Below are 21,105 nucleotides of genomic sequence, written 5' to 3'. Positions count from 1 at the left end.
CGGCGCCCCGCCCCCCACCCCTTGCGGGAAGGCGCGGACCCCACCGGGTGCGCGCCTTTCCTTTTGACCCGAGGTTGCCATGACCCGCCGCATGATCATCCCCCTTCTGATCGGCCTTCTGGGCGGGGCGATCCTCATTTCGCTCGGTGTCTGGCAGTTGAACCGCCTCGCCTGGAAAGAGGCGGTGCTTGCCGAAATCGACGCCCGCATCGCCGATGCCCCCGTCCCCCTTCCCGCCGCGCCCGACCCGCAGGCCGACCGCTATCTTCCCGTCACGGCGCAGGGCCGCTTCACCGGCGAACATCTCGACGTGCTGGTCAGCCGCAAGCAGATCGGCCCCGGCATCCGCGTGGTGGAGGTTTTCGAAACCGCCGATGGCCGCCGCATCCTCGTCGATCGCGGCTTCGTCCGGCAGGATGACCGCGACGCCCCGCGCGACTCGGGTCCCGCCACGGTCGAAGGCAACCTGCACTGGCCCGATGAGGTGGACGGTTTCACCCCGCCCCCCGATGCCGCCACGGGCCTCTGGTTCGCCCGCGACGTGGCGGCCATGGCGCAGGCCCTGAACACGGAGGCGACATTTATTGTCGCCCGCAGGCCAACGGGTGGCGAGATCGAACCGATGCCCGTGGATTCCTCGGGTATTCCCAATGACCACATGAACTACGCCATCACGTGGTTTTCGCTCGCCGCCGTCTGGCTGGGGATGACAGCGTATCTTCTGTGGCGTATCAGGCAGCGGACGGTTTGAAGGCATGACGATGAATTACATCTCCACCCGCGGTGCGGCCCCGATCCTGACCTTCGGCGAGGCGATGATGACCGGCCTCGCCCGCGACGGCGGGCTTTACGTCCCCGAAGCCGTGCCGCAGATGGCATCGGCCGATATCGCGGCGCTGGCGGGCCTGCCTTACGAAGAGATCGCCTTCCGCGTGATGCGCCCCTTCCTCGGCACCACCTTCGGCGATGACGAATTCCGCGGCCTCATCGCCAAGGCCTATGCGGGCTTCGGCCACGAGGCCCGCGCGCCTCTGGTGCAACTCGCCCCCAATCATTTCCTGCTGGAACTGTTCCACGGCCCCACGCTGGCCTTCAAGGACTTCGCCATGCAGCTCATCGGTCAGATGATGCAGGCGGCGCTGGCCAAGACGGGCGACCGCATCACCATCGTCGGCGCCACCTCCGGCGATACCGGATCGGCGGCGATGGAGGCCTTCCGTGGCCTCGCCAATGTCGATCTCTTCATCCTCTACCCGCATGGCCGCGTGTCGGAAGTGCAGCGCCGCCAGATGACGACGCCGGTCGAATCCAATGTCCACGCCCTCGCCATGGATGGCGATTTCGACGATTGCCAGGCCCGCGTGAAGGACATGTTCAACGATTTCGCCTTCCGCGATGGCGTGCGGCTCGCGGGCGTGAACTCCATCAACTGGGCGCGGGTTCTGGCGCAGGTCGTCTATTACTTCTCCTCCGCCGTCTCCCTCGGCGCGCCCCATCGTGCCGTCAGCTTCACCGTGCCCACCGGCAATTTCGGCGATATCTTCGCAGGCTACATCGCCCGCCAGATGGGCCTGCCCATCGAGAAACTGGTGATCGCCACCAACCAGAACGACATCCTCGACCGCGCCCTCCGCTCGGGTGCCTATGTGACGGACGGGGTCAAACCCTCGATCAGCCCGTCGATGGACATTCAGGTATCGTCGAATTTCGAACGCGCCCTCTTCGATGCCTATGGCCGCGACGGCAAGGCCGTGGCGCAGCTCATGGCGGAACTCAAGGCGGGCGGTTTCCACATCTCGCAAGGCGCGATGGAAACCCTGCGCGCCACCTTCGCCTCGGGCCGCTGCTCGGAAGAGGAAACCACCGCCACCATCCGCGCCGCCTTCGCCCGCACGGGCGAGGTGCTCTGTCCGCATTCCGCCGTAGGCGTGAAAGTGGCCGGGGATCATCTGGGCACCACCCCGATGATCACCCTCGCCACCGCCCATCCGGCGAAATTCCCCGATGCCGTCGAAGGCGCCATGGGCACCCGCCCCGCGCTGCCCCCGCGCATGGCCGACCTCTTCACGCGCCCCGAACGGTTGACGCGCGTGCCCAACGACCTTGCAGCCCTGCAAACCCTGATACGTGAAAGGATCGGCGGTTGAGCCTGAAGATCACCACGCTTTCCAACGGCTTCCGCATCGTGACGGAAGACATGCCCGGCCTCCTCTCGGCCTCGGCGGGCATCTGGGTCACGGCGGGCGGGCGGCACGAACGCGCCGAACAGAACGGCATCGCGCATTTCCTGGAACATATGGCCTTCAAAGGCACCGAGAAACGCTCCGCCCTCCGCATCGCCGAAGAAATCGAGGATGTGGGCGGCTATATCAACGCCTATACCAGCCGCGAGATGACGGCCTATTACGCCCGCATCCTGTCGCCCGATGTGGGCCTCGCGCTCGACGTCATCTCCGACATCGTGCTGAACCCGGTCTTCGACCCGAAAGAGATCGAAACCGAACGCCATGTCATCCTTCAGGAAATCGGGCAGGCGCTCGACACGCCCGATGACATCATCTTCGACTGGCTTCAGGAAGTCAGCTACCCCGACCAACCCTTCGGCCGCACCATCCTCGGCCCCGCCGAACGCGTCTCCGCCTTCGGCCAGCAGGACCTGCGCACCTTCGTCGGCGAACATTACGGCCCCGACCAGATGATCCTCGCCGCCGCCGGGGGGGTGGACCATGACGCCATCGTGGCGCAGGCCGAGGCGACCTTCGGCCATCTGAAACCCGTGGGCAATTCCAGCCTGCAACCCGCGCGCTTTGCCGGTGGCGAACGCCGCGAAATCAAGGATCTCGAACAGGTCCATGTCGCGCTCGCCTTCGAAGGCCCCGGCTACCGCGCCCCCGATGTCTATGCCGCGCAGGTCTATGCCACCGCGATGGGCGGCGGCATGTCCTCGCGCCTCTTCCAGAAGATCCGCGAAGAACGCGGCCTCTGCTATTCCATCTTCGCCCAGTCGGGCGCCTATGAGGATACCGGCCAGATCACCGTCTATGCCGGCACCTCCGAAGAAGAGATCGGCGATCTGATCGGCCTCACCATGGACGAACTCAAGCGCGCCGCCGATGACATGTCCGAGGCCGAGGTGAACCGCGCCCGCGCACAGCTCAAGGCAGGGCTCCTGATGGGGCTGGAAAGCCCCTCCAGCCGCGCCGAACGCAACGCCCGCCTCCTGGCCATCTGGGGCCGCGTGCCGGGGGTCGAGGAAACCGTCGCCAAGATCGACGCCGTCTCGGTTGCCGATGTCCGCCGCTATGCCGAAGGTCTGGTCGGCGCCAGGGCCGCCATGGCCCTCTACGGCCCGGTGGACGACGCCCCCGATCTGGAGGCGGTCAAGGCAAGGCTCGCCGCCTGATGCTGACCTTCCGCCGCAAGGTTCGGATCGAGACCGAGCGGATGACCCTGCGCCTGCCGCAGCATGCCGACTGGAGGCCATGGGCCGAGCTGCGCGCGGAAAGCGCCTTCTTCCTCACCCAGTGGGAACCGATCTGGGCGGGCGACCACCTCACCCGCCGCGCCTTCACCAACCGCGTCTACTGGGCGGCCCGCGCCGAAGGGCAGGGGACCGCACTGCCCCTCCTGCTCATCCGGCGCGAGGATCAGGCGCTTCTCGGCGCGATCACGCTCGACAACATCCGCCGCGGCCCCTCGCAATCCGGCACGCTGGGCTACTGGATCGGCGAACGCTTCTCCCGCCGCGGCTACATGCGCGAGGCGATTCTGGCCGTGGTGCATCACGCCTTCACCACGCTCGACCTCAGCCGGATCGAGGCCGCCTGCCTGCCCGAAAACGCGGCATCTCGCGGCGTGCTGGAAAAATGCGGCTTCAAATATGAAGGCGTGGCGCAAAGCTATCTTCAGATCGCGGGCCGCTGGCGAAATCACGTGCTTTATGCGGCGCTTAGGCCCGATCGGCGTGGCCGGACGGATGTCGGCTGACGCCGCCCCCGCCCCCGTTCTGACGAAAGCGTGAAGGCACGGGGGGCTGTCCCCATGGCAGGCTGACGCATCTTCTTGCCCATCGGATCGGGAGGACGCCACCATGCCGCACGCTTTGCCCAACCCTGTGCCGCAAACCCGGCCGATCCGCGCCACCGCGGCCGCCCTCCTTCTGGCCGCCCTCGCCTTCCCGGCCGCCGCGCAGGACCGCATCCCCTCCAACTGCTTCGCCCTGGCCCAGGCCCCGCTCGCCCCGGTCGAAACGCTCTGGCGCGCCTCCATCGGCCAGCCCATCGACCGCGCCCATGTCCGCATCCGCTATATCGACCACGCCTCCTTCGCGATCGAGGCCGAAGGCGGCATCCTCGCCGTGACCGATTACACCGGCTATATCGGCAACCCCGATGTCGTGCCGGATGTGGTGACGATGAACAACGCCCATTCCACCCACTGGACCTCAAACCCCGATCCGCGCATCCCCCATGTCCTTCCCGGCTGGCCGACCGATGGCCAGCCCGCCTTCCACGAACTCGACCTCGGCGCCATGCTCGTCCGCAACGTCACCACCGACACGCGCGGCCCCTTCGGCGAAGGCGCCCGCGCCGACGGCAATTCCATCTTCGTCTTCGAGGCGGGCGGTCTCTGCATCGGCCATCTCGGCCACCTCCACCAGATCCCGGACGATGCGCAATACGCCTCCATCGGGCGGCTCGATGTGGTCATGGTCCCCGTCGATGGCGGCTATACCATGAGCACCGAGGCCATGGCCGAAGTCGTCAGCCGCCTGCGCGCCTCGGTCGTGATCCCGATGCACTGGTTCTCCGGCGCCTCTCTCGTAACCTTCCTCGATGAGATGGAAGGCCAGTTCCAGGTGGTGGAGGTGGGCGGTCCCGATCTAGAACTGTCGCTCCAGGACCTGCCGGGAAGCCCGACGATCATGGTGCTGGAACCGGAATTCATCCCCTGATTTGGCTTTTCTGCAACCGCGCCATGCGGTTAGGGTGATGGCATACCCTCCTGTCCTGTGTTCCGGATGATCGCCCGCGTGCCGACCTGTCTCCCCCGCCTCACCCGTGCCCTCTCTGCCCTTGCGCTGCTCCTTGCGGCCCTCGCCGGGCCGACCCATGCCCAATCCACCTGTTCCGCCGTGGCGCAGACGGGGGCGGAACGGCTCTGGCAGGCGCAGCTTGTCGATCCTTTCGCACCCATCGCGCCGGGCAAGGTGCGGCTCTACTACACGGGGCATGGCAGCGTCGCCATCCATTCCTCGGATCGGGTGATGGCGGTGACGGATTACACCGGCATCGGCTTCGGCGAGGTGTGGCTGCCGGATGTCGTCACCATGAACGACACGATGCGACTGCAATCCACCGACAGTCCCCATCCGCGCATTCCCCATGTGCTGAAGGGCTGGCCCGACGCCGAAGGCCGACCGGCGGACCATCATCTCGATCTCGGCTCCCTGATGGTGCGCAACGTCACCACCGACACGCGCGGCACGGCAGGGCAGGGGATGCGGCCCGACGGCAATTCCATCTTCATCTTCGAGGTGGAAGGTCTCTGCATCGGTCATCTCGGCGCTCTTCAGGGCATGCCGGATGACAGTGCCTTCGCCGCGATCGGGCGGCTGGACGTGGTCATGGTCGCGGTGGAGGGGCCGAACCGGCCGAGCCGGGCCGAAATGCTTGCCATCCTCGACCGGCTGCAAGCGCGGGTGGTGATCCCGGTCCATTGGCTCTCGCTCGAACCGCTGATGCAATTCCTCCAGGAGATGGAAGGTCCGTTCCAGATCGTCCAGACCTTCGAACCGCAGCTCGACCTGTCGCTCGGCACTCTGCCCGCCAGCCCGACTGTGATCGTGCTTTTCCCGCAGCTCCATCCCTGACCCTTCCGTCCGGGGATGGCACAGGCTACGAAGCGCAAGGAAGGAGTCCGCCATGCTCAACCCCGCCGATGCCGCCTTCGCGGAACGCCTTGCCGCGCGCCTGCCCGACGGCAGGCTTCGCGCGCCCGAAGCGCGATACCTGGAAGAACCGCGCGGGCGCTGGATGGGGCAGGGGGGGTTTCTCGCCCTGCCGCGCAGCACGGCCGAGGTGCAGACCATCGTCCAGACCTGCGCCGAGGCGCGGGTGGGCATCCTGCCCTGGGGCGGCGGGACGGGGCTGGTGGGCGGCCAGATCATGCCCGGCGGCCCCGCCCCCGTCATCCTGTCGCTGGAACGGATGGAGGCGCTGCGCGGCCTCTGGCCCGAGGAGAATGTCCTGATCGCCGAGGCCGGCATGACCCTCGCGGCGGTGCAGACCGCCGCCGAAGGGGCGGGGCGCCTGTTCCCCCTCTCGCTCGCCAGCGAAGGCACGGCCCGGATCGGCGGCTGCCTCGCCACCAATGCGGGCGGCATCGGTGTCCTGCGCCATGGCAATGCCCGCGACCTCTGCCTGGGGGTGGAGGCGGTGCTGGCCGACGGCTCTGTCCTGTCGGGGCTGAAACGGCTGCGTAAGGACAATACCGGCTATGACCTCCGCCATCTTCTGATCGGCTCCGAAGGCACGCTGGGCATCATCACCGCCGCCGCCCTGCGCATGGTCCCGCGCCCGGCGGTCGAGGTGACGGCGCTGCTCGTCGTCCCCGATCCGGCCGCCGCCCTTCGGCTTCTGACCCTCTGCCAGTCGCGCGTGCCGGGTATGGTCTCGGCCTTCGAACTGATCGCGAAGATGGGCTTCGACTTCCTGGCCGAGACGATGCCCGATGTGGCCTGCCCCTTCCCCGCCGCGCCCGAATGGTGCGTGCTTCTGGACCTTGGCCTGCCCTCCGTCTTCGAGGCCGAGGCGGTGATGGCCGGGCTCTATGCCGAGGCGGAAGAGGCGGGGCTGGTGCTGGATGGCGTCATCGCGGCATCCGAGGCGCAGCGCGCCAGCCTTTGGCGCATCCGCGAGTCGATCCCCGAGGCGAACCGCCGCGTCGGGTCGATCTCCTCCCATGACATCTCGCTGCCCCTCTCGGCCGTGCCGGACTTCATCCCGCAGGCCGGGGCGGCACTGGCCCGGATCGGCGATTTCCGCATCAACTGCTTTGGCCATCTGGGCGATGGCAACCTGCATTACAACGTCTTCCCGCGTCCGGGCCGCACGCGGCGCGACCACGAGGCGCAGCGCGATGCGATCAAGACCTCTGTGCATGACCTCGTCCATGCCATGGGCGGATCGGTCAGCGCCGAGCACGGGATCGGACGGCTGAAGGTGGGCGATCTGGAACGCTATGGCGATCCCGCGAAACTCGCCGCGATGCGGGCGGTGAAGGCGGCGCTGGATCCCTCGGGCATCCTCAATCCCGGCGCGGTGCTCCGCGGCTGAAGGGCCGAAAAATCTTCGTCCGAAGATTTTTCGCATCCGAAGAGTTTTCGTACGAAAATTCTTCGCGCGCGATGCGCGCAGCCAGAGACGGGGGGCCAAACACGGGGGAAGGTGCAGGTTTCTGTTGCCAGGTACCTGCGAACCCCGCCTTACGCGGCTAAGCGCAAGGGCTTATGTTTGGTATTGCGAGCCGCTTACGCAGCCAGCGCCACCGGAGCACGGTTGTCATTGGCAACTGTGATCTTGGACCGATAACGGTGGTACCTCACCGAGCGAAAGCTGGCCTCTTTGAACGTTCGTCGATCCTGTTTCGGCCCCTTACCCCCGCAATGACCGGGTGAGTCTGGTGGAGCCGCCGGGTACCGCCCCCGGGTCCGAGCCGTCTATTACAGGTGCGTTTATCGCCATAGTCCGGGTTGCCCCGGACAGCCGCAATATAGGGGCCGTGGCAGGGGGGCGCAAGCGGCGCAATGGAAAAGGGCGCCCGCAAGGGCGCCCTTCCCGGGATCGTGGTCAGGGATCAGAACCCGGCTTTGATGTTCTCGAACTCCTGGATCTTCCGCTCGCGGGCTTCCGCCGTCACCGGGGTCTGTGCCAGCAGGGTCGTGGTCACCGGGTCGATGAAGGCGGCCTTCTGCGCATCCTCGGGAATGTTCGCCATCGCGGCATTGTTGGCATGGGCATAGCCCAGCTCATCGAGGAAGGTCTGCGCCGACCCATGCGCCAGCATGGAGTTGATGAAGTCATAGGCCTTGTCTTCCGACCCGGGCGCATCCTTCATGTTCACATAGCCGCAATACCAGGTCGAGGCGCCCTCGGCGGGCGACCGGTTGAACCCGACCGGGAACCCTTCATCCTGCAACAGCGCCACGCCGTCATTCCACGACCAGGCCACCAGCACCTCGCCCGTCGCCATCAGTTGCGACAGCTCGGCCGGGTCGGCCCAATAGGCGCGCACATTCGGATGCACCGACCGCAGCCAGTCCGCCGCCGCCTGGAACTGCTCATCCGTCACATTGTCCCAGCTTGTCAGACCGGTCGCCAGGAAGGCCAGCGCCCAGACATCGTCCGAATTGTCCGGGAGAGAGATGCGCCCCGCATACTTCGGATTGGTGAAGACCTGAAGCGAGGCCACATCCTCGGCCGGAACCTCGGTCGTGTTATAGGCAATGGCAGTATAGGCATAATCGGTGGGGATGAACCACACGCCGCCATCATCCGTCACGTAGGGCGATTCAAGGAAGGCGGGGTTCAGATTGGCGAATTCCGGGATCTTCGAGGTGTCCCAGGGTTCGATCAGATCCGCCTCGCGATAGCGCGGCAGGCTGGCAACGCAGGGATGCGTCACATCCGACTTGAAGCCGGAAGAGACTTTCTGGAAGGCCTCGTCGTCATCGGCAAAGAAGGAATAGGTCGGCTTCTGGCCATGCTTCGCGACATATTCGGTCAGCACCCCGTCCATCTCCCAACCGGCCCAGTCGAAGACCACCATCTCGGGGTCGGCGGCACGGGCGGCTCCGGTGAGGACGACAAGGGTTGCTGCGGTGGCAAGCAAACGACGGGTCAGGCTCATTCGGGTTCCTCTCTGTTTGGTCTCCGGCGCTTTTCCCCTTGCAGCCGGATGACGATGTGACGCTATTTCAGGCGGTAGTCGGCCTCAAGCCGCTATCGACATTGGAATTGCCGGACGTCGCGGCAAGGGGGCAGGGGCCGGATTGCCGATAAACTTGGCGCGTGTTGCACATTAATTGGGCGCGGACGCGGGATCAGGCCGGGAATCTGCCCCGAAAAAAGGAGAGGACGCAGGATGTTCAGGGCGCTGGTGGTGGAAAAGGATGCGGCGGGGGCGACCTCGGCCGGGGTGCAGATGCTGGAGGAGGCGCGGCTTCCCGCCGGCGATGTTACCGTCGCGGTGGACTGGTCCACGCTGAATTACAAGGACGGGCTCTGCCTCGGGTCCGGCGGCGGCATGGTGCGCGCCTGGCCCCATGTGCCGGGCATAGACTTCGCCGGGGTGGTCGAGGCCTCCGACGATCCTCGCTACCGCCCCGGCGACCGGGTCGTCCTCACCGGCTGGCGCGTCGGCGAAAGCTGGTGGGGCGGCTTTGCCGAAAAGGCGCGGGTCAAGGCCGATTGGCTGGTGCCGCTGCCCGACGGGCTGACCACCCGCCAGGCCATGGCGGTGGGCACGGCGGGCTTCACCGCGATGCTGTCGCTCATGGCGCTGGAGGCGCATGGCCTGACCCCCGACCTGGGCGAGGTGCTGGTCACCGGGGCCGCAGGCGGCGTGGGCTCGGTCGCCGTCGCCCTTCTGGCCGAACGCGGCTACAGCGTCGCCGCCGTGACGGGCCGCCCCGAGACGGAACCCTATCTGCGCGCCCTCGGCGCCACCCGCATCGTCCCGCGCGCGGACCTCGCCGAAACGGTGAAGAAACCCCTGGAATCCGAGGTTTGGGCCGGCTGCATCGACAATGTCGGCGGCCCGATGCTGGCCCGCGTGCTGGGCCAGATGAAATCCGATTGCTCCGTCGCCTCGGTGGGCCTTGCCGGGGGGGCCGACCTTCCGGCGAAGGTGACCCCCTTCATCCTGCGGGGGGTGAACCTTCTCGGCATCAACTCCGTCATGGTCCCCTATGCAAAGCGCGTGACGGCCTGGCAGCGCATCGCCGCCGAACTGCCCATGGCCAAGCTCGAGGCGATGGTCGAGGAATGTGCGCTCGGCGATCTGCCCGACCTTGGCCGCGCCATCCTGAACGGGGCGGTGAAGGGCCGGGTCGTCGTCAACGTCCGCCGCTAGGCGCGGGAGGCAACCGGTGCAGGGGGCGCGCGCGCCCCCTCTTGGCCTGCGGCCAATTCACCCCCTGCGGATATTTTCAGACAGAAAGTGACAGGTTCAGACAGAAAGTGACAGGGGGCAGGGCTGGCCGTCATCCGGGGGCTTGAGCCTGCGCCGGGGGCTTGCTACGCCTGTCGCCGATGGGCCGCCGCGCCCCTCTGCCTGCGGAAGCGACATGCCGCCAGGCTGGCTGGAAGACCTGCCACGGATCGGGACCACCCCGCCCGTGCGGGCGCGCCCCGGTTCGCTGGACACCGAACCTTGAAGGGATGCCCCCGATGCCTGCGCTCGACCTCGATTTCGTCCGTTCCCAGTTTCCGGCCTTCGCCTCGCCGGTTCTGTCCTCCCATGCCTTCTTCGAGAATGCGGGCGGCTCCTATCCCTGCGCGCAGGTCGTGGATCGCCTTCACCGCTTCTATACCGACCGCAAGGTGCAGCCCTATGCCCCCTATCCCGGCGCGCAGGCGGGCGGGGCCGAAATGGACGAGGCCCGCAGCCGCCTTGCCGCCATGATGGGCGTGGCGCGCGAAGAGGTCTCCTTCGGCCCCTCGACCAGCGCCAATACCTATGTTCTGGCGCAGGCGGTGCGCAAATGGCTGGCCGGAACCGGGCAGGCCATCGTCGTCACCGATCAGGACCACGAGGCGAATTCCGGCGTCTGGCGCCGTCTGGCGGATGAAGGGGTGGAGGTCCGCGAATGGAAGATCGACCCCGATACCGGGTCGCTCTCGACCGCCGCCCTCGCCCCGCTGCTGGACGATGGCAAGGTGCGGCTGGTCTGCTTCCCCCATTGCTCCAATGTGGTGGCCGAGATCAACGATGTCGCCGCCATCGCCGCCATGGCCCGCGCGGCAGGGGCGCGGACGGTGGTGGATGGCGTCAGCTATGCCCCCCACGGCTTTCCCGATATCCCGGCGCTCGGCTGCGATGTCTATCTCTTCTCGGCCTACAAGACCTATGGCCCGCATCAGGGCATCATGGTGATCCGGCAGGAGTTCGGGATGGACCTGCCGGGGCAGGCGCATTTCTTCAACAACGCGACGCTTTACAAGCGCTTCACCCCCGCCGGGCCGGACCATGCCCAAATCGCCGCCTGCGCGGGCATGGCCGATTATGTCGATGCGCTGGCCGCCCGCCACGGGATCACGGGCGATGCGGCGGCGCGCAATCGCGGCGTGCATGATCTGATGCGGGCGCAGGAAGTGGCGGTCATCGCCCCGCTTCTCGACTATCTCGCCGCGCGGAATGACGTCCGGCTGATCGGCCCGCGCGATGCCGCCCGCCGCGCCCCCACCGTGGCCGTCGATCTGGGCCGCCCCGCCGAACCCCTGTCCGAAGAACTGGGCCGTCGCGGCATCGCCTGCTGGGCGGGCGATTTCTACGCCGTCCGCCCGCTGACCGCGATGGGGGTGGACCTTGAGAAGGGCGTCCTCAGGATGAGCGCGGTGCATTACACCGGGCCCGATGACGTGGCCCGCCTGATCGCCGCGCTGGACGCGCTGCTGTGAAAGATGATCCGGGGGCGGGCGTCCTGCGTATCACGGTAAAGAAAGACCGAAGACACGCATGACACCCCCCCTCATCCTGTGGTTCCGCCGCGATCTGCGGCTGGACGACCTGCCGATGCTCTCTGCCGCGCTGGACAGCGGGCAGCCCGTGATCCCGGTCTTCATTCTCGACCCGGAAACCGAGGCACTGGGGGCCGCCCCGAAATGGCGGCTCGGGCTGGGACTCCAGACCTTTGCCGCCCGGCTGGAGGCGATGGGGGCGCGTATCATCCTGCGGCGCGGCCCGGCGCTTGCGGTGCTGGAGTCGCTGCTGGCCGAAACCGGGGCGACGGGCGTGCTCTGGTCGCGGCTCTACGATCCCGCCGCCAAGGCGCGCGACAGCGCGGTGAAGGCGGCGCTCAAGGCGCGCGGCCTGCGCGCCGAAAGCTTCGCCGGCCATCTGATGCACGAACCCTGGACGGTGCAGACAGGGCAGGGCGGCTTCTACCGCGTCTATACCCCCTATTGGCGGGCCGTCCGCGGCCTTCCCGTCGCCGCCCCCGATCCCGCCCCCGCCCGCCTGCCGGTGCCGGAGGTCTGGCCCGCCTCCGACCGGCTGGAGGACTGGCACCTCGGCGCCGCCATGCGGCGCGGCGCCCCCGTCGTCGCCGCCCATGTCCGGGTGGGCGAGGCGGCGGCGCTGGCCCGGATGGAAGCCTTCCTCTCCGGCCCCGTCCACCGCTACGCCGAGGCCCGCGACCTGCCCGCCGAACCCGGCACCTCGCGCCTGTCGGAGAACCTCACCTATGGCGAGATCGGCATCCGCCGCCTCTGGCATGCCGCCCTCACCGCCTTCGAACAGGGCAGCCCGGGGGCCGAGACCTTCCTCAAGGAACTGGTCTGGCGCGAATTCTCCTACCACCTCCTGCACCACACCCCCCATATCGCCACCGCGAACTGGAAGGCCGACTGGGACAGCTTCCCCTGGGCCAGCCAGGGCCCGCAGCTCACCGCCTGGCAGCGCGGCATGACCGGCGAGCCCTTTGTCGATGCCGCCCTGCGCGAACTTTACGTCACCGGCACCATGCACAACCGGGGCCGGATGATCGTCGCCTCCTACCTCACCAAACATCTGATGACGCATTGGAAGGCCGGCCTCGACTGGTTCGCCGATTGCCTCGTGGACTGGGACCCCGCCGCCAATGCCATGGGCTGGCAATGGGCCGCAGGCTCCGGCCCCGACGCCGCCCCCTATTTCCGCATCTTCAACCCCGCCACGCAGGTCGAGAAGTTCGATCCCAGCGGCCTCTACCGCCGCCGCTTCCTCGCCGAACTCAGCCGCAATCCCGGCCCCGAGGCGCTGGCCTTCTTCGACGCCGCGCCGCGATCCTGGAACCTCGATCCGGCCCGCCCCTATCCCCGCCCCATCGTCGATCTCGCGACAGGCCGGGCGCGGGCGCTGGCCGCCTATGCGGCGCGCGGAGGGCAGGAACCCGATTGACGCAAGGGAAGGCTGCAACCGGGGCGGGAATGGCGGGCAAGGCAACCCCTCACCCCTTGCCATTCCCCGGCAAAGCTCTGCATGAAACCCTTGAGTGCGGCCTTCGTATCTGGAACTGTGACGCATAAAAAAGAAGAAACGTGGGGAGTTCATGGACGTACTGACCAGCATCAAGGGCCAATCCGGCCTGCCGCGCTATTTCGCCTCGGCCTTCCAGGTCTTGCAGGGCATGGGGCGGGGGCGGCTGGATTTCATCCTGCCCGATGGCCGCCGCTTCCGCGTCGATGCGCCCAAGCCCGGCCCTGTGGGCGAGGTGGTGGTGCACAATCCCGACACGTTTTCCCGCCTGATCCGCGAAGGCGATCTGGGCTTCTGCGATGCCTATCTCGAAGGCTGGTGGTCCAGCCCCGACCTTCAGGCGCTGATGGACCTCGTGCAACTGCCCGAGAATGACCGCATCAATGACGGCTTCCCCGGCATGGGCCTCCTGCGCTTCTACGAACGCCTGCGCTTCTGGCTGCAATCCAACAGCAAGGGGCAGGCCCGGAAGAACATCAGCTACCACTACGATCTGGGGAACGATTTCTATCGCCTCTGGCTCGATGACACGATGACCTATTCCAGCGCCATCTTCCACACCGGGCAGGAAAGCCTCGAAGCCGCGCAGATCGAGAAATACAAGTCCATGGTCGATCAGATGGGCGCCAGCCCCGGCGACCATGTGCTTGAAATCGGCTGCGGCTGGGGCGGCTTTGCCGAATATGCCGCCAGGGAACGCGGGCTGCGCGTCACCGGCCTGACCATCAGCAAGGCGCAATACGACTACGCGGTGGAACGCATGGCCCGCGCGGGCCTTTCCGACCGGGTAGAGATCAAGCTTCAGGATTACCGCGACGAGCGCGGCCTTTACGACGGCATCGCCTCCATCGAGATGTTCGAAGCCGTGGGCGAACGCTACTGGCCGGTCTATTTCGATGCGCTGCGCGAAAGGCTGAAACCCGGCAAGAACGCCACGCTCCAGATCATCACCATCGCCGACCGGCGCTGGGAGGTCTATCGCAAGGGCGTCGATTTCATCCAGAAATACATCTTCCCGGGCGGGATGCTGCCCTCTCCCGCCGCCCTGCGCGCCGAAGTGGAACGCGCCGGCCTGCGGGTGAAGCATTCCATCGAATTCGGCGACAGCTACAGCCAGACGCTCCGCCGCTGGCATGACACTTTCAACACCCGCTGGGACGAGGTGGCGAAGATGGGCTTCGACGATCGCTTCCGCCGGATGTGGAACTTTTACCTCACCTCTTGCGCCGGGGCTTTCGAGGGCGGAAATTGTGACGTAACACAGATCACAGTCACCCGCCCCCACTGAGGCCCCCGATGCCCACTGCCGCCAAACTCGTCGCCGCACTGAGTTTCGCCTTCGCGGCATGGGTCGTCTGCATCGTGCTGGAGGGGCTGCTGCCCGAAGCGCAAAGGGTCGGGCGGCTCTATCCCGTATCCATCGCCATCGGGGCGCTGGGCGGCTGGTTCATCTCCGGGGCGGCGCCGCGCTCCAGCTATGCCGAAGCGGCGGCAACGGGGCTGCGGACGGCGACCACGGTCACGCTCTGCGCGCTTTTCGCCTTCGCCCTCGGCACCATGATCCAGATTTCCCTGCGCGGCCTCTATCGCGGGCCGATGGACGCCGTCCTCGACGTCTTCAACGAATTCATGGATTTCGGCGCGATGATCCTGAATGCGCCGACCCTCGCCGCCATCGCCCTCGGCGGAATCTTCGCCGGGATGCTGACGGAATCCGCCGGTCGGCGCTGGCGCTGACAGGGGGCGGGCCGGTGCGGTTTTTCTTCTACGGCACGCTGTGCCACCTCCCGCTCTTGGCGCGCGTCCTGGGGCGCGAGGCCGTCGCCCGTCCCGCGCAGCTTGCCGGCCATGCCGTCTTCTGGGCAAAGGGCGGGGCTTTCCCCCTCATCACCCCGGCGGCAAGGGACAAGGCCGAAGGCCTGCTGCTCGATGCGGTGACCGAGGCCGAGGCGGCGCGGCTGGATTTCTACGAAGGCGGCTTCGGCTATGGCCGCAGCGAAACCCGCATCGACACCGCCGAAGGGCCGGTGATGGCGCAGGTCTATCTGCCGCAGCCGGGCCGCTGGTTGCCCGGTGCGCGCTGGTCGCTCGCCGATTGGGTGGCCCGCTACGGCGCCGCCGCCCTGGCCACGGCGGGGGATTTCATGGCGCTGATGGGCCAATGGCCCGCCGATGCCGTCGCCGCCCGCTATGGCCCGATGCTCACGCGCGGGGCGTCCCGCGTCCGTGCCGCCGCCCCGCAACCGGCCAGCCTGCGCCGGCCCGGCGGGGCAGGGGAGGTGGCGGTGGACCGCATCCGCACCCCCTATGCCCATTTCTTCGCCGTCGAGGAATGGCGTCTGGGCTGGCGGCAGTTCGGCGGCGCGATGGGGGCGCCACAGGACCGCGCCGTCTTCGTCATGACCGATGCGGTGACCGTCCTGCCCTATGATCCGCGCCGCGACCGCGTGCTCCTGATCGAACAGTTCCGCGTCGGCGCTCTGGCCCGTGGCGATCAGGCCGCCTGGCAGCTCGAAGCCATCGCAGGCCGCATCGACCCCGGCGAAACGCCGGAAGAGGCCGCCCGGCGCGAGGCGCTGGAAGAGGCGGGTCTGACCCTCGGCCCGCTTCTCCCCGTGGCGGGCTATTACCCCAGCCCCGGCGCCATCTCGGAATATCTCTATTCCTATGTCGCGCTGACCGATCTTCCCGATGGCACGGCGGGCGTTTTCGGCGCCGCCGAAGAGGCCGAGGATATCCGCGGCCACCTCATCTCCTTCGACCGGATGATGGACCTTGCCGCGACGGGCGAACTGACCAACGGCCCGATGCTTCTCACCGCGCTCTGGCTGCAACGCGAACGCCCCCGCCTGCGCGCCGAGGCCGCCGCAAGCTGACCGCCCGCACCCCGGACCCCGCCCCCTCCCGACACCCTGTCGCGATCCATCGGCGCGGGGGCCGCGCCCCCATGGCCGACCATCGTTAACCTTAACGCCGCCCTTCCGCGCCGCCCGCAGCGTGGCCACAGTTTGCGGCACAGAAGACGGCACAAGATGCGGCACAGCCGTTTCCGGCCAAGTCCCTGATGTCGAAGGGCATTAACACCCTACAGCGCCAGCGGCACCCAGGCCCCGTTGCGCTTCGACGACCGCACGCAGGCATCGACGAAGGCCACCCCCTCCAGCCCCTCCTTCAGGCCGGGGAAGGTCACCGCCGGATCGACCGCCCCCCCCTCCCGCCGCGCCAGGATCGCCCGCGCCGCCTCGGCGTAAATATTTGCAAAACCTTCCAGATATCCCTCCGGATGCCCCGGCGGCACGCGCGTCACGCGCCCCGCCTCCGGCCCCGATCCGGCCCCGCCCCGCGTGATGCGGTATTTCGGCTGGTTCAGCGGCCCGACCCAGAGGTAATTCGGGTCCTCCTGCGCCCATTCGATCCCGGCCTTCGTCCCGTAAACCCTCAGCCGCAAACCGTTTTCACAGCCCGAGGCGACCTGCGAACACCACAGCATCCCCCGCGCCCCCCCCTTGTAGCGCAGCATCACATGCCCGTTGTCATCCACCCGCCGCCCGGGAACAAAGCTTTGCAGATCGGCGGCAAGGCTCTCCAACTCCAGCCCCGTGACAAAGCCCGCAAGGTTGAAGGCATGGGTCCCGATATCCCCCGTCGATCCGCCCGCGCCCGTCCGCGCCGGGTCCGTCCGCCAGTCGGCCTGCTTTTGTCCCGTCTGTTCAATGGGTTCCGCCAGCCAGTCCTGCGCATATTCCACCTGCACGACCCGGATTTCCCCCAGATCGCCCTTCCTGACCATCGCCGCCGCCTGCCGGATCATCGGGTATCCGGTGTAGTTATGCGTCAGCGCAAAGACCACGCCCGACGCCTCCGCCGCCTTGGCCAGACGCTTCGCCTCCGGCAGGGTGGCGGTCAGCGGCTTGTCGCAGATCACATGGATGCCCCGCCGCAGGAACTGCATCGCCACCGGGGCATGCATGTGGTTGGGCGTCACGATGGCCACCGCCTCGATCCCATCCTTGCGCCGCGCCTCCCGCGCCGCCATCTCGGCAAAGCTCGCATAGGTCCGCCTGGGGTCCACCCCCAGATCGGCGCCCGAGGCCGCGCTCTTTTCCGCATTGGATGAAAAACACCCCGCAACCAGTTCATACTGGTCATCAATCCGCGCCGCGATGCGGTGGACGGCGCCGATAAAGGCATCGCGCCCGCCCCCCACCATGCCCAGCCGGATGCGCGGCGCCCGCGCCACATGTGCCCCTGTGATCGCCATGATGGCCTCCCTTATTCCAGTCCCAGCATCCGCCGGTTCGCCGCCCTGTCCGTTCCCGCATCCGCGAAATCGTCAAAGGCCTTCTCGGTCACCCGGATGATGTGATTGCGCACGAATTCCGCCCCCTCCCGCGCCCCGTCCTCGGGGTGCTTCAGGCAGCATTCCCATTCCACCACCGCCCAGCCGTCAAAGCCGTATTGCGTCAGCTTGGAGAAGATCCCCACGAAATCCGCCTGCCCGTCACCGGGGCTGCGGAATCGTCCCGCGCGGTTCACCCAGGACTGATAGCCGCCATAGACGCCCTGCCGCCCCGTCGGGTTCAACTCGGCATCCTTGACATGGAACATCCGGATACGGTCGTGGTAGATGTCGATATGGTCAAGATAATCAAGATGTTGCAGCACATAGTGGCTGGGATCATACAACATGCAGGCCCGCGCATGGCCCCCCACCCGGTCCAGGAACATCTCATAGGAAACCCCGTCATGCAGGTCTTCGCCGGGGTGGATCTCATAGCAGACATCGACCCCCATCTCTTCGGCATGGTTCAGGATCGGCAGCCAGCGGCGGGCGAGTTCGTCAAACGCTTCCTCGATCAACCCCGCCGGGCGCTGCGGCCAGGGATAGACATAGGGCCAGGCCAAGGCCCCCGAAAACGTCGCATGGGCCGACAGGCCCAGATTGCGGCTGGCGGTCAGCGCCTTCTTCACCTGATCCACCGCCCATTCCGCCCGCGCCCTGGGATTGCCGCGCACCGCAGGGGCGGCAAAACCGTCAAAGGCCGCGTCATAGGCCGGATGCACGGCCACCAACTGCCCCTGAAGATGGGTGGACAGCTCGGTCACCGCGATCCCCGCCTCGGCGGCCTCGCCCTTGAACGTGTCGCAGTAATCCTTTGATGCCGCAGCCTTTTCCAGATCGAACAGCCGCCCGTCCCAGCTTGGTACCTGCACGCCGACATAGCCGCAGTCGGCGGCCCAGCGGGTGATCGACTTCCACGAATTGAACGGCGCGGCATCGCCCGCGAATTGCGCCAGAAACAGCGCGGGGCCCTTGATCGTCTTCATCGCTCCTCCTCCTTGCGGCTGCGACAGGCGGGGGCGGGTCGGCGGCGCGCCCGTTCTCTTGCGGTGCTGCGCTCCGGTCCGGGTCTGGTCCCCGTCCTGCCGCATCTGACCGCGAGAGGCAGAGTTCGGCAAGGAAAATGACGGTGCGCGCAGGGCAGGGCGGTCGCTTTGCAACTTGATCAAATCCGTCCGGGCGCGTTACCTGTCGCCGGAATGCCGGGGCAGAGGGGGCCGCAGGACCGATGGACGATCAGACGCGCAAGATCCCGTCGCATGAGGTGACCTATGCGCGTCTTCGCGACATGATCCTGTTCGGCCATCTCTTGCCCGGCCAGCCCGTCACCATCCAGGGCCTGATCCGCGATCTCGAGGCCGGGATGACCCCGGTGCGCGAGGCGATCCGCCGCCTGACCGCCGAAGGTGCGCTGCTGCCGCAGGGCAACCGCCGCGTCGCGGTGCCGCAACTCACCCCCGCGCTGCTGGACCAGCTCGCCTTCGTCCGCCTCACGGTGGAACCGAAACTGGCCGAACTCGCCGGCGCGCATCTGACGCCCAGCCTGATCGACCGGCTCGAGGCGATCGACGATGGCGTGGACCGCGCGATCCGGGGCGGATCGGTGCCGGATTACCTCGCTTCCAACCACGCCTTCCATTTCGCGCTCTATGAGGCCTCCGAAGCCCCGATCCTCGTCGATATCGCCCGCGGTCTCTGGCTGCGCTTCGGTCCCTCGCTGCGGGTGGTCTGCGCCCGCTATGGCGCGGCGGCGCTGCCCGACCGGCATGAAGAGGCGCTGGCCGCGATGCGGGCGGGCGACCGTGCGGCGCTGGCACGAGCCATCGAGAACGACATCCAGCAGGGGATCGACCAGATCCGTCAGGCCCAGGCCGAAGGCGGCGTCTGACCGCACGGGGGCGTTGCGACCGCCCGCTGCGTGACCACAGTTTGCGGCACAGAACACGGCACAGGATGCGGCACATCCGATTCCGGCCAGAGGCCCGGAAAACCAGCCATTTTTCGCGCCGCCCGCGCTGGCTGGCATAATTTGATCAAATTCCTTGAAGGGCGGTCCGTTTGACCCTATGCTGAGGCCTGAACCTGCCATCCGGGCGGGCGATGATTCCGCGAGGGCCGTTTCCATGAACATGATCACCAACCACCTGCCGACGGCAGAGCTTCAGGCGCTGGACGCGGCGCATCACATGCACCCCTTCACCGACTCGAACGGTCTGGCCGCCAAGGGCGCGCGGGTGATCACGCGCGGCAAGGGCGTTTGGCTGACCGACAGCGAAGGCAACCAGATCATCGACGGCATGGCGGGCCTCTGGTGCGTCAACATCGGCTATGGCCGCAAGGAACTGGCCGAGGTCGCCGCGCGCCAGATGGAAGAACTGGCCTATTACAACACCTTCTTCCAGACAACGCATGTGCCCGCCATCGCGCTGGCCGCGAAACTGGCCGAACTCGCGCCGGGCGATCTGAACCATGTCTTCTTCGCGGGCTCCGGCTCCGAGGCGAATGACACCAACATCCGCCTTGTCCGCCGCTACTGGCAGGTCAAGGGCCAGCCCGACAAGCGCATCATCATCGCGCGCAAGAACGGCTATCACGGCTCCACCATGGGCGGCGGCAGCCTGGGCGGCATGGCCCCGATCCATGCCCATGGCGGCAAGATCGACGGCATCGTCCATATCGACCAGCCCTATTGGTGGGGCGAGGGCGGCGCCATGACCGAAGCCGAATTCGGCATCGAACGCGCCAAGCAGCTTGAAGACAAGATCCTCGAACTCGGCGTCGAAAACGTCGCGGCCTTCATCGGCGAACCGATCCAGGGCGCCGGCGGCGTGATCGTCCCGCCCGCCACCTACTGGCCTGAAATCCAAAGGATTTGCGACAAATACGGCATCCTTCTGATCGCCGATGAGGTCATCACCGGCTTCGGCCGCACCGGCAACTGGTTCGGTTCGCAGACCTTCGGGATCAAGCCGCATATCATGACCATCGCCAAGGGCCTCTCCTCGGGCTATCAGCCCATCGGCGGTTCCATCGTCTGCGACGACGTTGCGGCAGTTGTGGCCGAAGGCGGCGAATTCTTCCACGGCTACACCTATTCCGGCCACCCGGTCGCCGCCGCCGTCGCGCTGGAAAACCTGCGGATCATTCAGGAAGAAGGGATCGTCGATCACGTCCGTAACGTGGCGCATCCCTACCTCAAGGAACGCTGGGACGCCCTGACCGACCACCCGCTGGTGGGCGAGGCAAAGCTGGTGGGTCTCATGGGCTCCATCGCGCTGACGCCCGACAAGGCCAAGCGCGCGAAATTCGCCTCCGAGGCCGGCACCGTCGGCCTGCGCACCCGTGAACGCTGCTTTGCCAACAACCTCATCATGCGCCATGTCGGGGACCGCATGATCATCGCCCCGCCGCTGGTCATCACGCCTTCCGAGATCGACCAGCTCATCGAGCGGGCGAAGAAATCGCTCGACGAAAGCTATGCCGGGCTGAAGGCGGATGGCCTGCTTGTCGCCAAGGCCGAATGA

At 67.1% G+C, this 21,105-nt stretch carries 18 protein-coding genes and 1 other RNA gene; 15 read left to right on the top strand and 4 right to left on the bottom strand.

The genetic code is table 11. From position 1 onward, the window contains the following. Positions 1-79: 79 nt before the first annotated feature. The 7 genes from C0V75_RS15215 (at position 80) to C0V75_RS15185 (ending at position 7,337) form a co-directional block, all read left to right on the top strand. A complete protein-coding gene (locus C0V75_RS15215; protein WP_101921826.1) occupies positions 80-751 on the top strand; it encodes an SURF1 family protein in 672 nt (223 codons plus the stop codon). 10 nt (positions 752-761) lie between these two features. Beyond that, positions 762-2,147 carry a threonine synthase gene (gene thrC, locus C0V75_RS15210; protein ID WP_101922109.1) on the top strand — a complete coding sequence of 462 codons (1,386 nt, stop codon included), beginning with the start codon at positions 762-764 and terminating at the stop codon, positions 2,145-2,147. Next, positions 2,144-3,403, top strand: coding sequence for a pitrilysin family protein (locus C0V75_RS15205; RefSeq protein WP_101921825.1), 1,260 nt, complete (start codon positions 2,144-2,146; stop codon positions 3,401-3,403). Before thrC ends, C0V75_RS15205 begins: the two co-directional genes overlap by 4 nt. Beyond that, complete coding sequence (locus C0V75_RS15200) at positions 3,403-3,987, top strand: GNAT family N-acetyltransferase (protein ID WP_101921824.1); 585 nt, start codon at positions 3,403-3,405, stop codon at positions 3,985-3,987. The genes C0V75_RS15205 and C0V75_RS15200 overlap by 1 nt, the downstream gene beginning before the upstream one ends. Positions 3,988-4,090: 103 nt before the next feature. Then, positions 4,091-4,954 (top strand): MBL fold metallo-hydrolase, encoded by an 864-nt coding sequence (locus tag C0V75_RS15195; RefSeq protein WP_101921823.1) that lies wholly within the window; start codon positions 4,091-4,093, stop codon positions 4,952-4,954. Between the two features lie 66 nt (positions 4,955-5,020). Next, positions 5,021-5,872, top strand: a complete 852-nt coding sequence (locus tag C0V75_RS15190; RefSeq protein ID WP_101921822.1) for an MBL fold metallo-hydrolase — start codon at positions 5,021-5,023, stop codon at positions 5,870-5,872. Positions 5,873-5,924: 52 nt separating this feature from the next. Beyond that, on the top strand, positions 5,925-7,337 hold the full coding sequence (locus C0V75_RS15185) for an FAD-binding oxidoreductase (RefSeq protein WP_101921821.1): 1,413 nt from the start codon (positions 5,925-5,927) through the stop codon (positions 7,335-7,337). A gap of 110 nt (positions 7,338-7,447) precedes the next feature. Here the strand turns inward: C0V75_RS15185 and ssrA are convergent. Further along, positions 7,448-7,803, bottom strand: a transfer-messenger RNA (tmRNA) gene (gene ssrA, locus C0V75_RS15180). Positions 7,804-7,857: 54 nt separating this feature from the next. Beyond that, positions 7,858-8,904 (bottom strand): extracellular solute-binding protein, encoded by a 1,047-nt coding sequence (locus C0V75_RS15175; RefSeq protein ID WP_101922108.1) that lies wholly within the window; start codon positions 8,902-8,904, stop codon positions 7,858-7,860. Positions 8,905-9,144: 240 nt separating this feature from the next. Between C0V75_RS15175 and C0V75_RS15170 the strand changes: the two genes are divergently transcribed. The 6 genes from C0V75_RS15170 (at position 9,145) to C0V75_RS15145 (ending at position 16,115) form a co-directional block, all read left to right on the top strand. Next, on the top strand, positions 9,145-10,134 hold the full coding sequence (locus C0V75_RS15170) for an oxidoreductase (protein WP_101921820.1): 990 nt from the start codon (positions 9,145-9,147) through the stop codon (positions 10,132-10,134). 317 nt (positions 10,135-10,451) lie between these two features. Then, complete coding sequence (locus tag C0V75_RS15165) at positions 10,452-11,681, top strand: aminotransferase class V-fold PLP-dependent enzyme (RefSeq protein WP_101921819.1); 1,230 nt, start codon at positions 10,452-10,454, stop codon at positions 11,679-11,681. A gap of 58 nt (positions 11,682-11,739) precedes the next feature. Next, the gene (locus tag C0V75_RS15160; protein WP_101921818.1) at positions 11,740-13,161 is read left to right on the top strand and encodes a deoxyribodipyrimidine photo-lyase; all 1,422 of its coding nucleotides are present in this window, start codon (positions 11,740-11,742) and stop codon (positions 13,159-13,161) included. A gap of 151 nt (positions 13,162-13,312) precedes the next feature. Then, entirely contained in the window at positions 13,313-14,527 is a 1,215-nt protein-coding gene (locus C0V75_RS15155; RefSeq protein WP_101921817.1) for a cyclopropane-fatty-acyl-phospholipid synthase family protein, read from the top strand. 8 nt (positions 14,528-14,535) lie between these two features. Beyond that, entirely contained in the window at positions 14,536-14,976 is a 441-nt protein-coding gene (locus C0V75_RS15150) for a TrgA family protein (protein WP_101921816.1), read from the top strand. Between the two features lie 14 nt (positions 14,977-14,990). Next, on the top strand, positions 14,991-16,115 hold the full coding sequence (locus C0V75_RS15145) for an NUDIX domain-containing protein (protein WP_101921815.1): 1,125 nt from the start codon (positions 14,991-14,993) through the stop codon (positions 16,113-16,115). 209 nt (positions 16,116-16,324) lie between these two features. Here the strand turns inward: C0V75_RS15145 and C0V75_RS15140 are convergent, their stop codons facing one another. Continuing rightward, positions 16,325-17,500, bottom strand: a complete 1,176-nt coding sequence (locus C0V75_RS15140) for a Gfo/Idh/MocA family protein (RefSeq protein ID WP_101921814.1) — start codon at positions 17,498-17,500, stop codon at positions 16,325-16,327. Positions 17,501-17,511: 11 nt separating this feature from the next. Continuing rightward, complete coding sequence (locus C0V75_RS15135; RefSeq protein WP_101921813.1) at positions 17,512-18,567, bottom strand: sugar phosphate isomerase/epimerase; 1,056 nt, start codon at positions 18,565-18,567, stop codon at positions 17,512-17,514. Between the two features lie 242 nt (positions 18,568-18,809). Here C0V75_RS15135 and C0V75_RS15130 point away from each other — a divergent pair, with 242 nt between their 5' ends. Continuing rightward, on the top strand, positions 18,810-19,469 hold the full coding sequence (locus tag C0V75_RS15130; protein ID WP_101921812.1) for a GntR family transcriptional regulator: 660 nt from the start codon (positions 18,810-18,812) through the stop codon (positions 19,467-19,469). Positions 19,470-19,704: 235 nt separating this feature from the next. Further along, positions 19,705-21,105 carry an aspartate aminotransferase family protein gene (locus C0V75_RS15125; RefSeq protein ID WP_101922107.1) on the top strand — a complete coding sequence of 467 codons (1,401 nt, stop codon included), beginning with the start codon at positions 19,705-19,707 and terminating at the stop codon, positions 21,103-21,105.

Source organism: Tabrizicola sp. TH137, from assembly GCF_002855575.1.
In the GTDB taxonomy this organism is placed as follows: Bacteria; Pseudomonadota; Alphaproteobacteria; order Rhodobacterales; family Rhodobacteraceae; genus Paragemmobacter.
Note: the sequence above shows the minus strand (reverse complement) of the source record. Positions and strands in the feature narration are given on the sequence as shown.

What these genes read in the sequence shown, in the direction of transcription:
- C0V75_RS15215 (WP_101921826.1), top strand. Translation starts at nt 80, where the DNA reads ATGACCCGCCGCATGATCATCCCCCTTCTGATCGGCCTTCTGGGCGGG.
- thrC (WP_101922109.1), top strand. Translation starts at nt 762, where the DNA reads ATGAATTACATCTCCACCCGCGGTGCGGCCCCGATCCTGACCTTCGGC.
- C0V75_RS15200 (WP_101921824.1), top strand. Translation starts at nt 3,403, where the DNA reads ATGCTGACCTTCCGCCGCAAGGTTCGGATCGAGACCGAGCGGATGACC.
- C0V75_RS15195 (WP_101921823.1), top strand. Translation starts at nt 4,091, where the DNA reads ATGCCGCACGCTTTGCCCAACCCTGTGCCGCAAACCCGGCCGATCCGC.
- C0V75_RS15190 (WP_101921822.1), top strand. Translation starts at nt 5,021, where the DNA reads ATGATCGCCCGCGTGCCGACCTGTCTCCCCCGCCTCACCCGTGCCCTC.
- C0V75_RS15185 (WP_101921821.1), top strand. Translation starts at nt 5,925, where the DNA reads ATGCTCAACCCCGCCGATGCCGCCTTCGCGGAACGCCTTGCCGCGCGC.
- C0V75_RS15170 (WP_101921820.1), top strand. Translation starts at nt 9,145, where the DNA reads ATGTTCAGGGCGCTGGTGGTGGAAAAGGATGCGGCGGGGGCGACCTCG.
- C0V75_RS15165 (WP_101921819.1), top strand. Translation starts at nt 10,452, where the DNA reads ATGCCTGCGCTCGACCTCGATTTCGTCCGTTCCCAGTTTCCGGCCTTC.
- C0V75_RS15160 (WP_101921818.1), top strand. Translation starts at nt 11,740, where the DNA reads ATGACACCCCCCCTCATCCTGTGGTTCCGCCGCGATCTGCGGCTGGAC.
- C0V75_RS15155 (WP_101921817.1), top strand. Translation starts at nt 13,313, where the DNA reads ATGGACGTACTGACCAGCATCAAGGGCCAATCCGGCCTGCCGCGCTAT.
- C0V75_RS15150 (WP_101921816.1), top strand. Translation starts at nt 14,536, where the DNA reads ATGCCCACTGCCGCCAAACTCGTCGCCGCACTGAGTTTCGCCTTCGCG.
- C0V75_RS15140 (WP_101921814.1), bottom strand. Translation starts at nt 17,500, where the DNA reads ATGGCGATCACAGGGGCACATGTGGCGCGGGCGCCGCGCATCCGGCTG.
- C0V75_RS15135 (WP_101921813.1), bottom strand. Translation starts at nt 18,567, where the DNA reads ATGAAGACGATCAAGGGCCCCGCGCTGTTTCTGGCGCAATTCGCGGGC.
- C0V75_RS15130 (WP_101921812.1), top strand. Translation starts at nt 18,810, where the DNA reads ATGGACGATCAGACGCGCAAGATCCCGTCGCATGAGGTGACCTATGCG.
- C0V75_RS15125 (WP_101922107.1), top strand. Translation starts at nt 19,705, where the DNA reads ATGAACATGATCACCAACCACCTGCCGACGGCAGAGCTTCAGGCGCTG.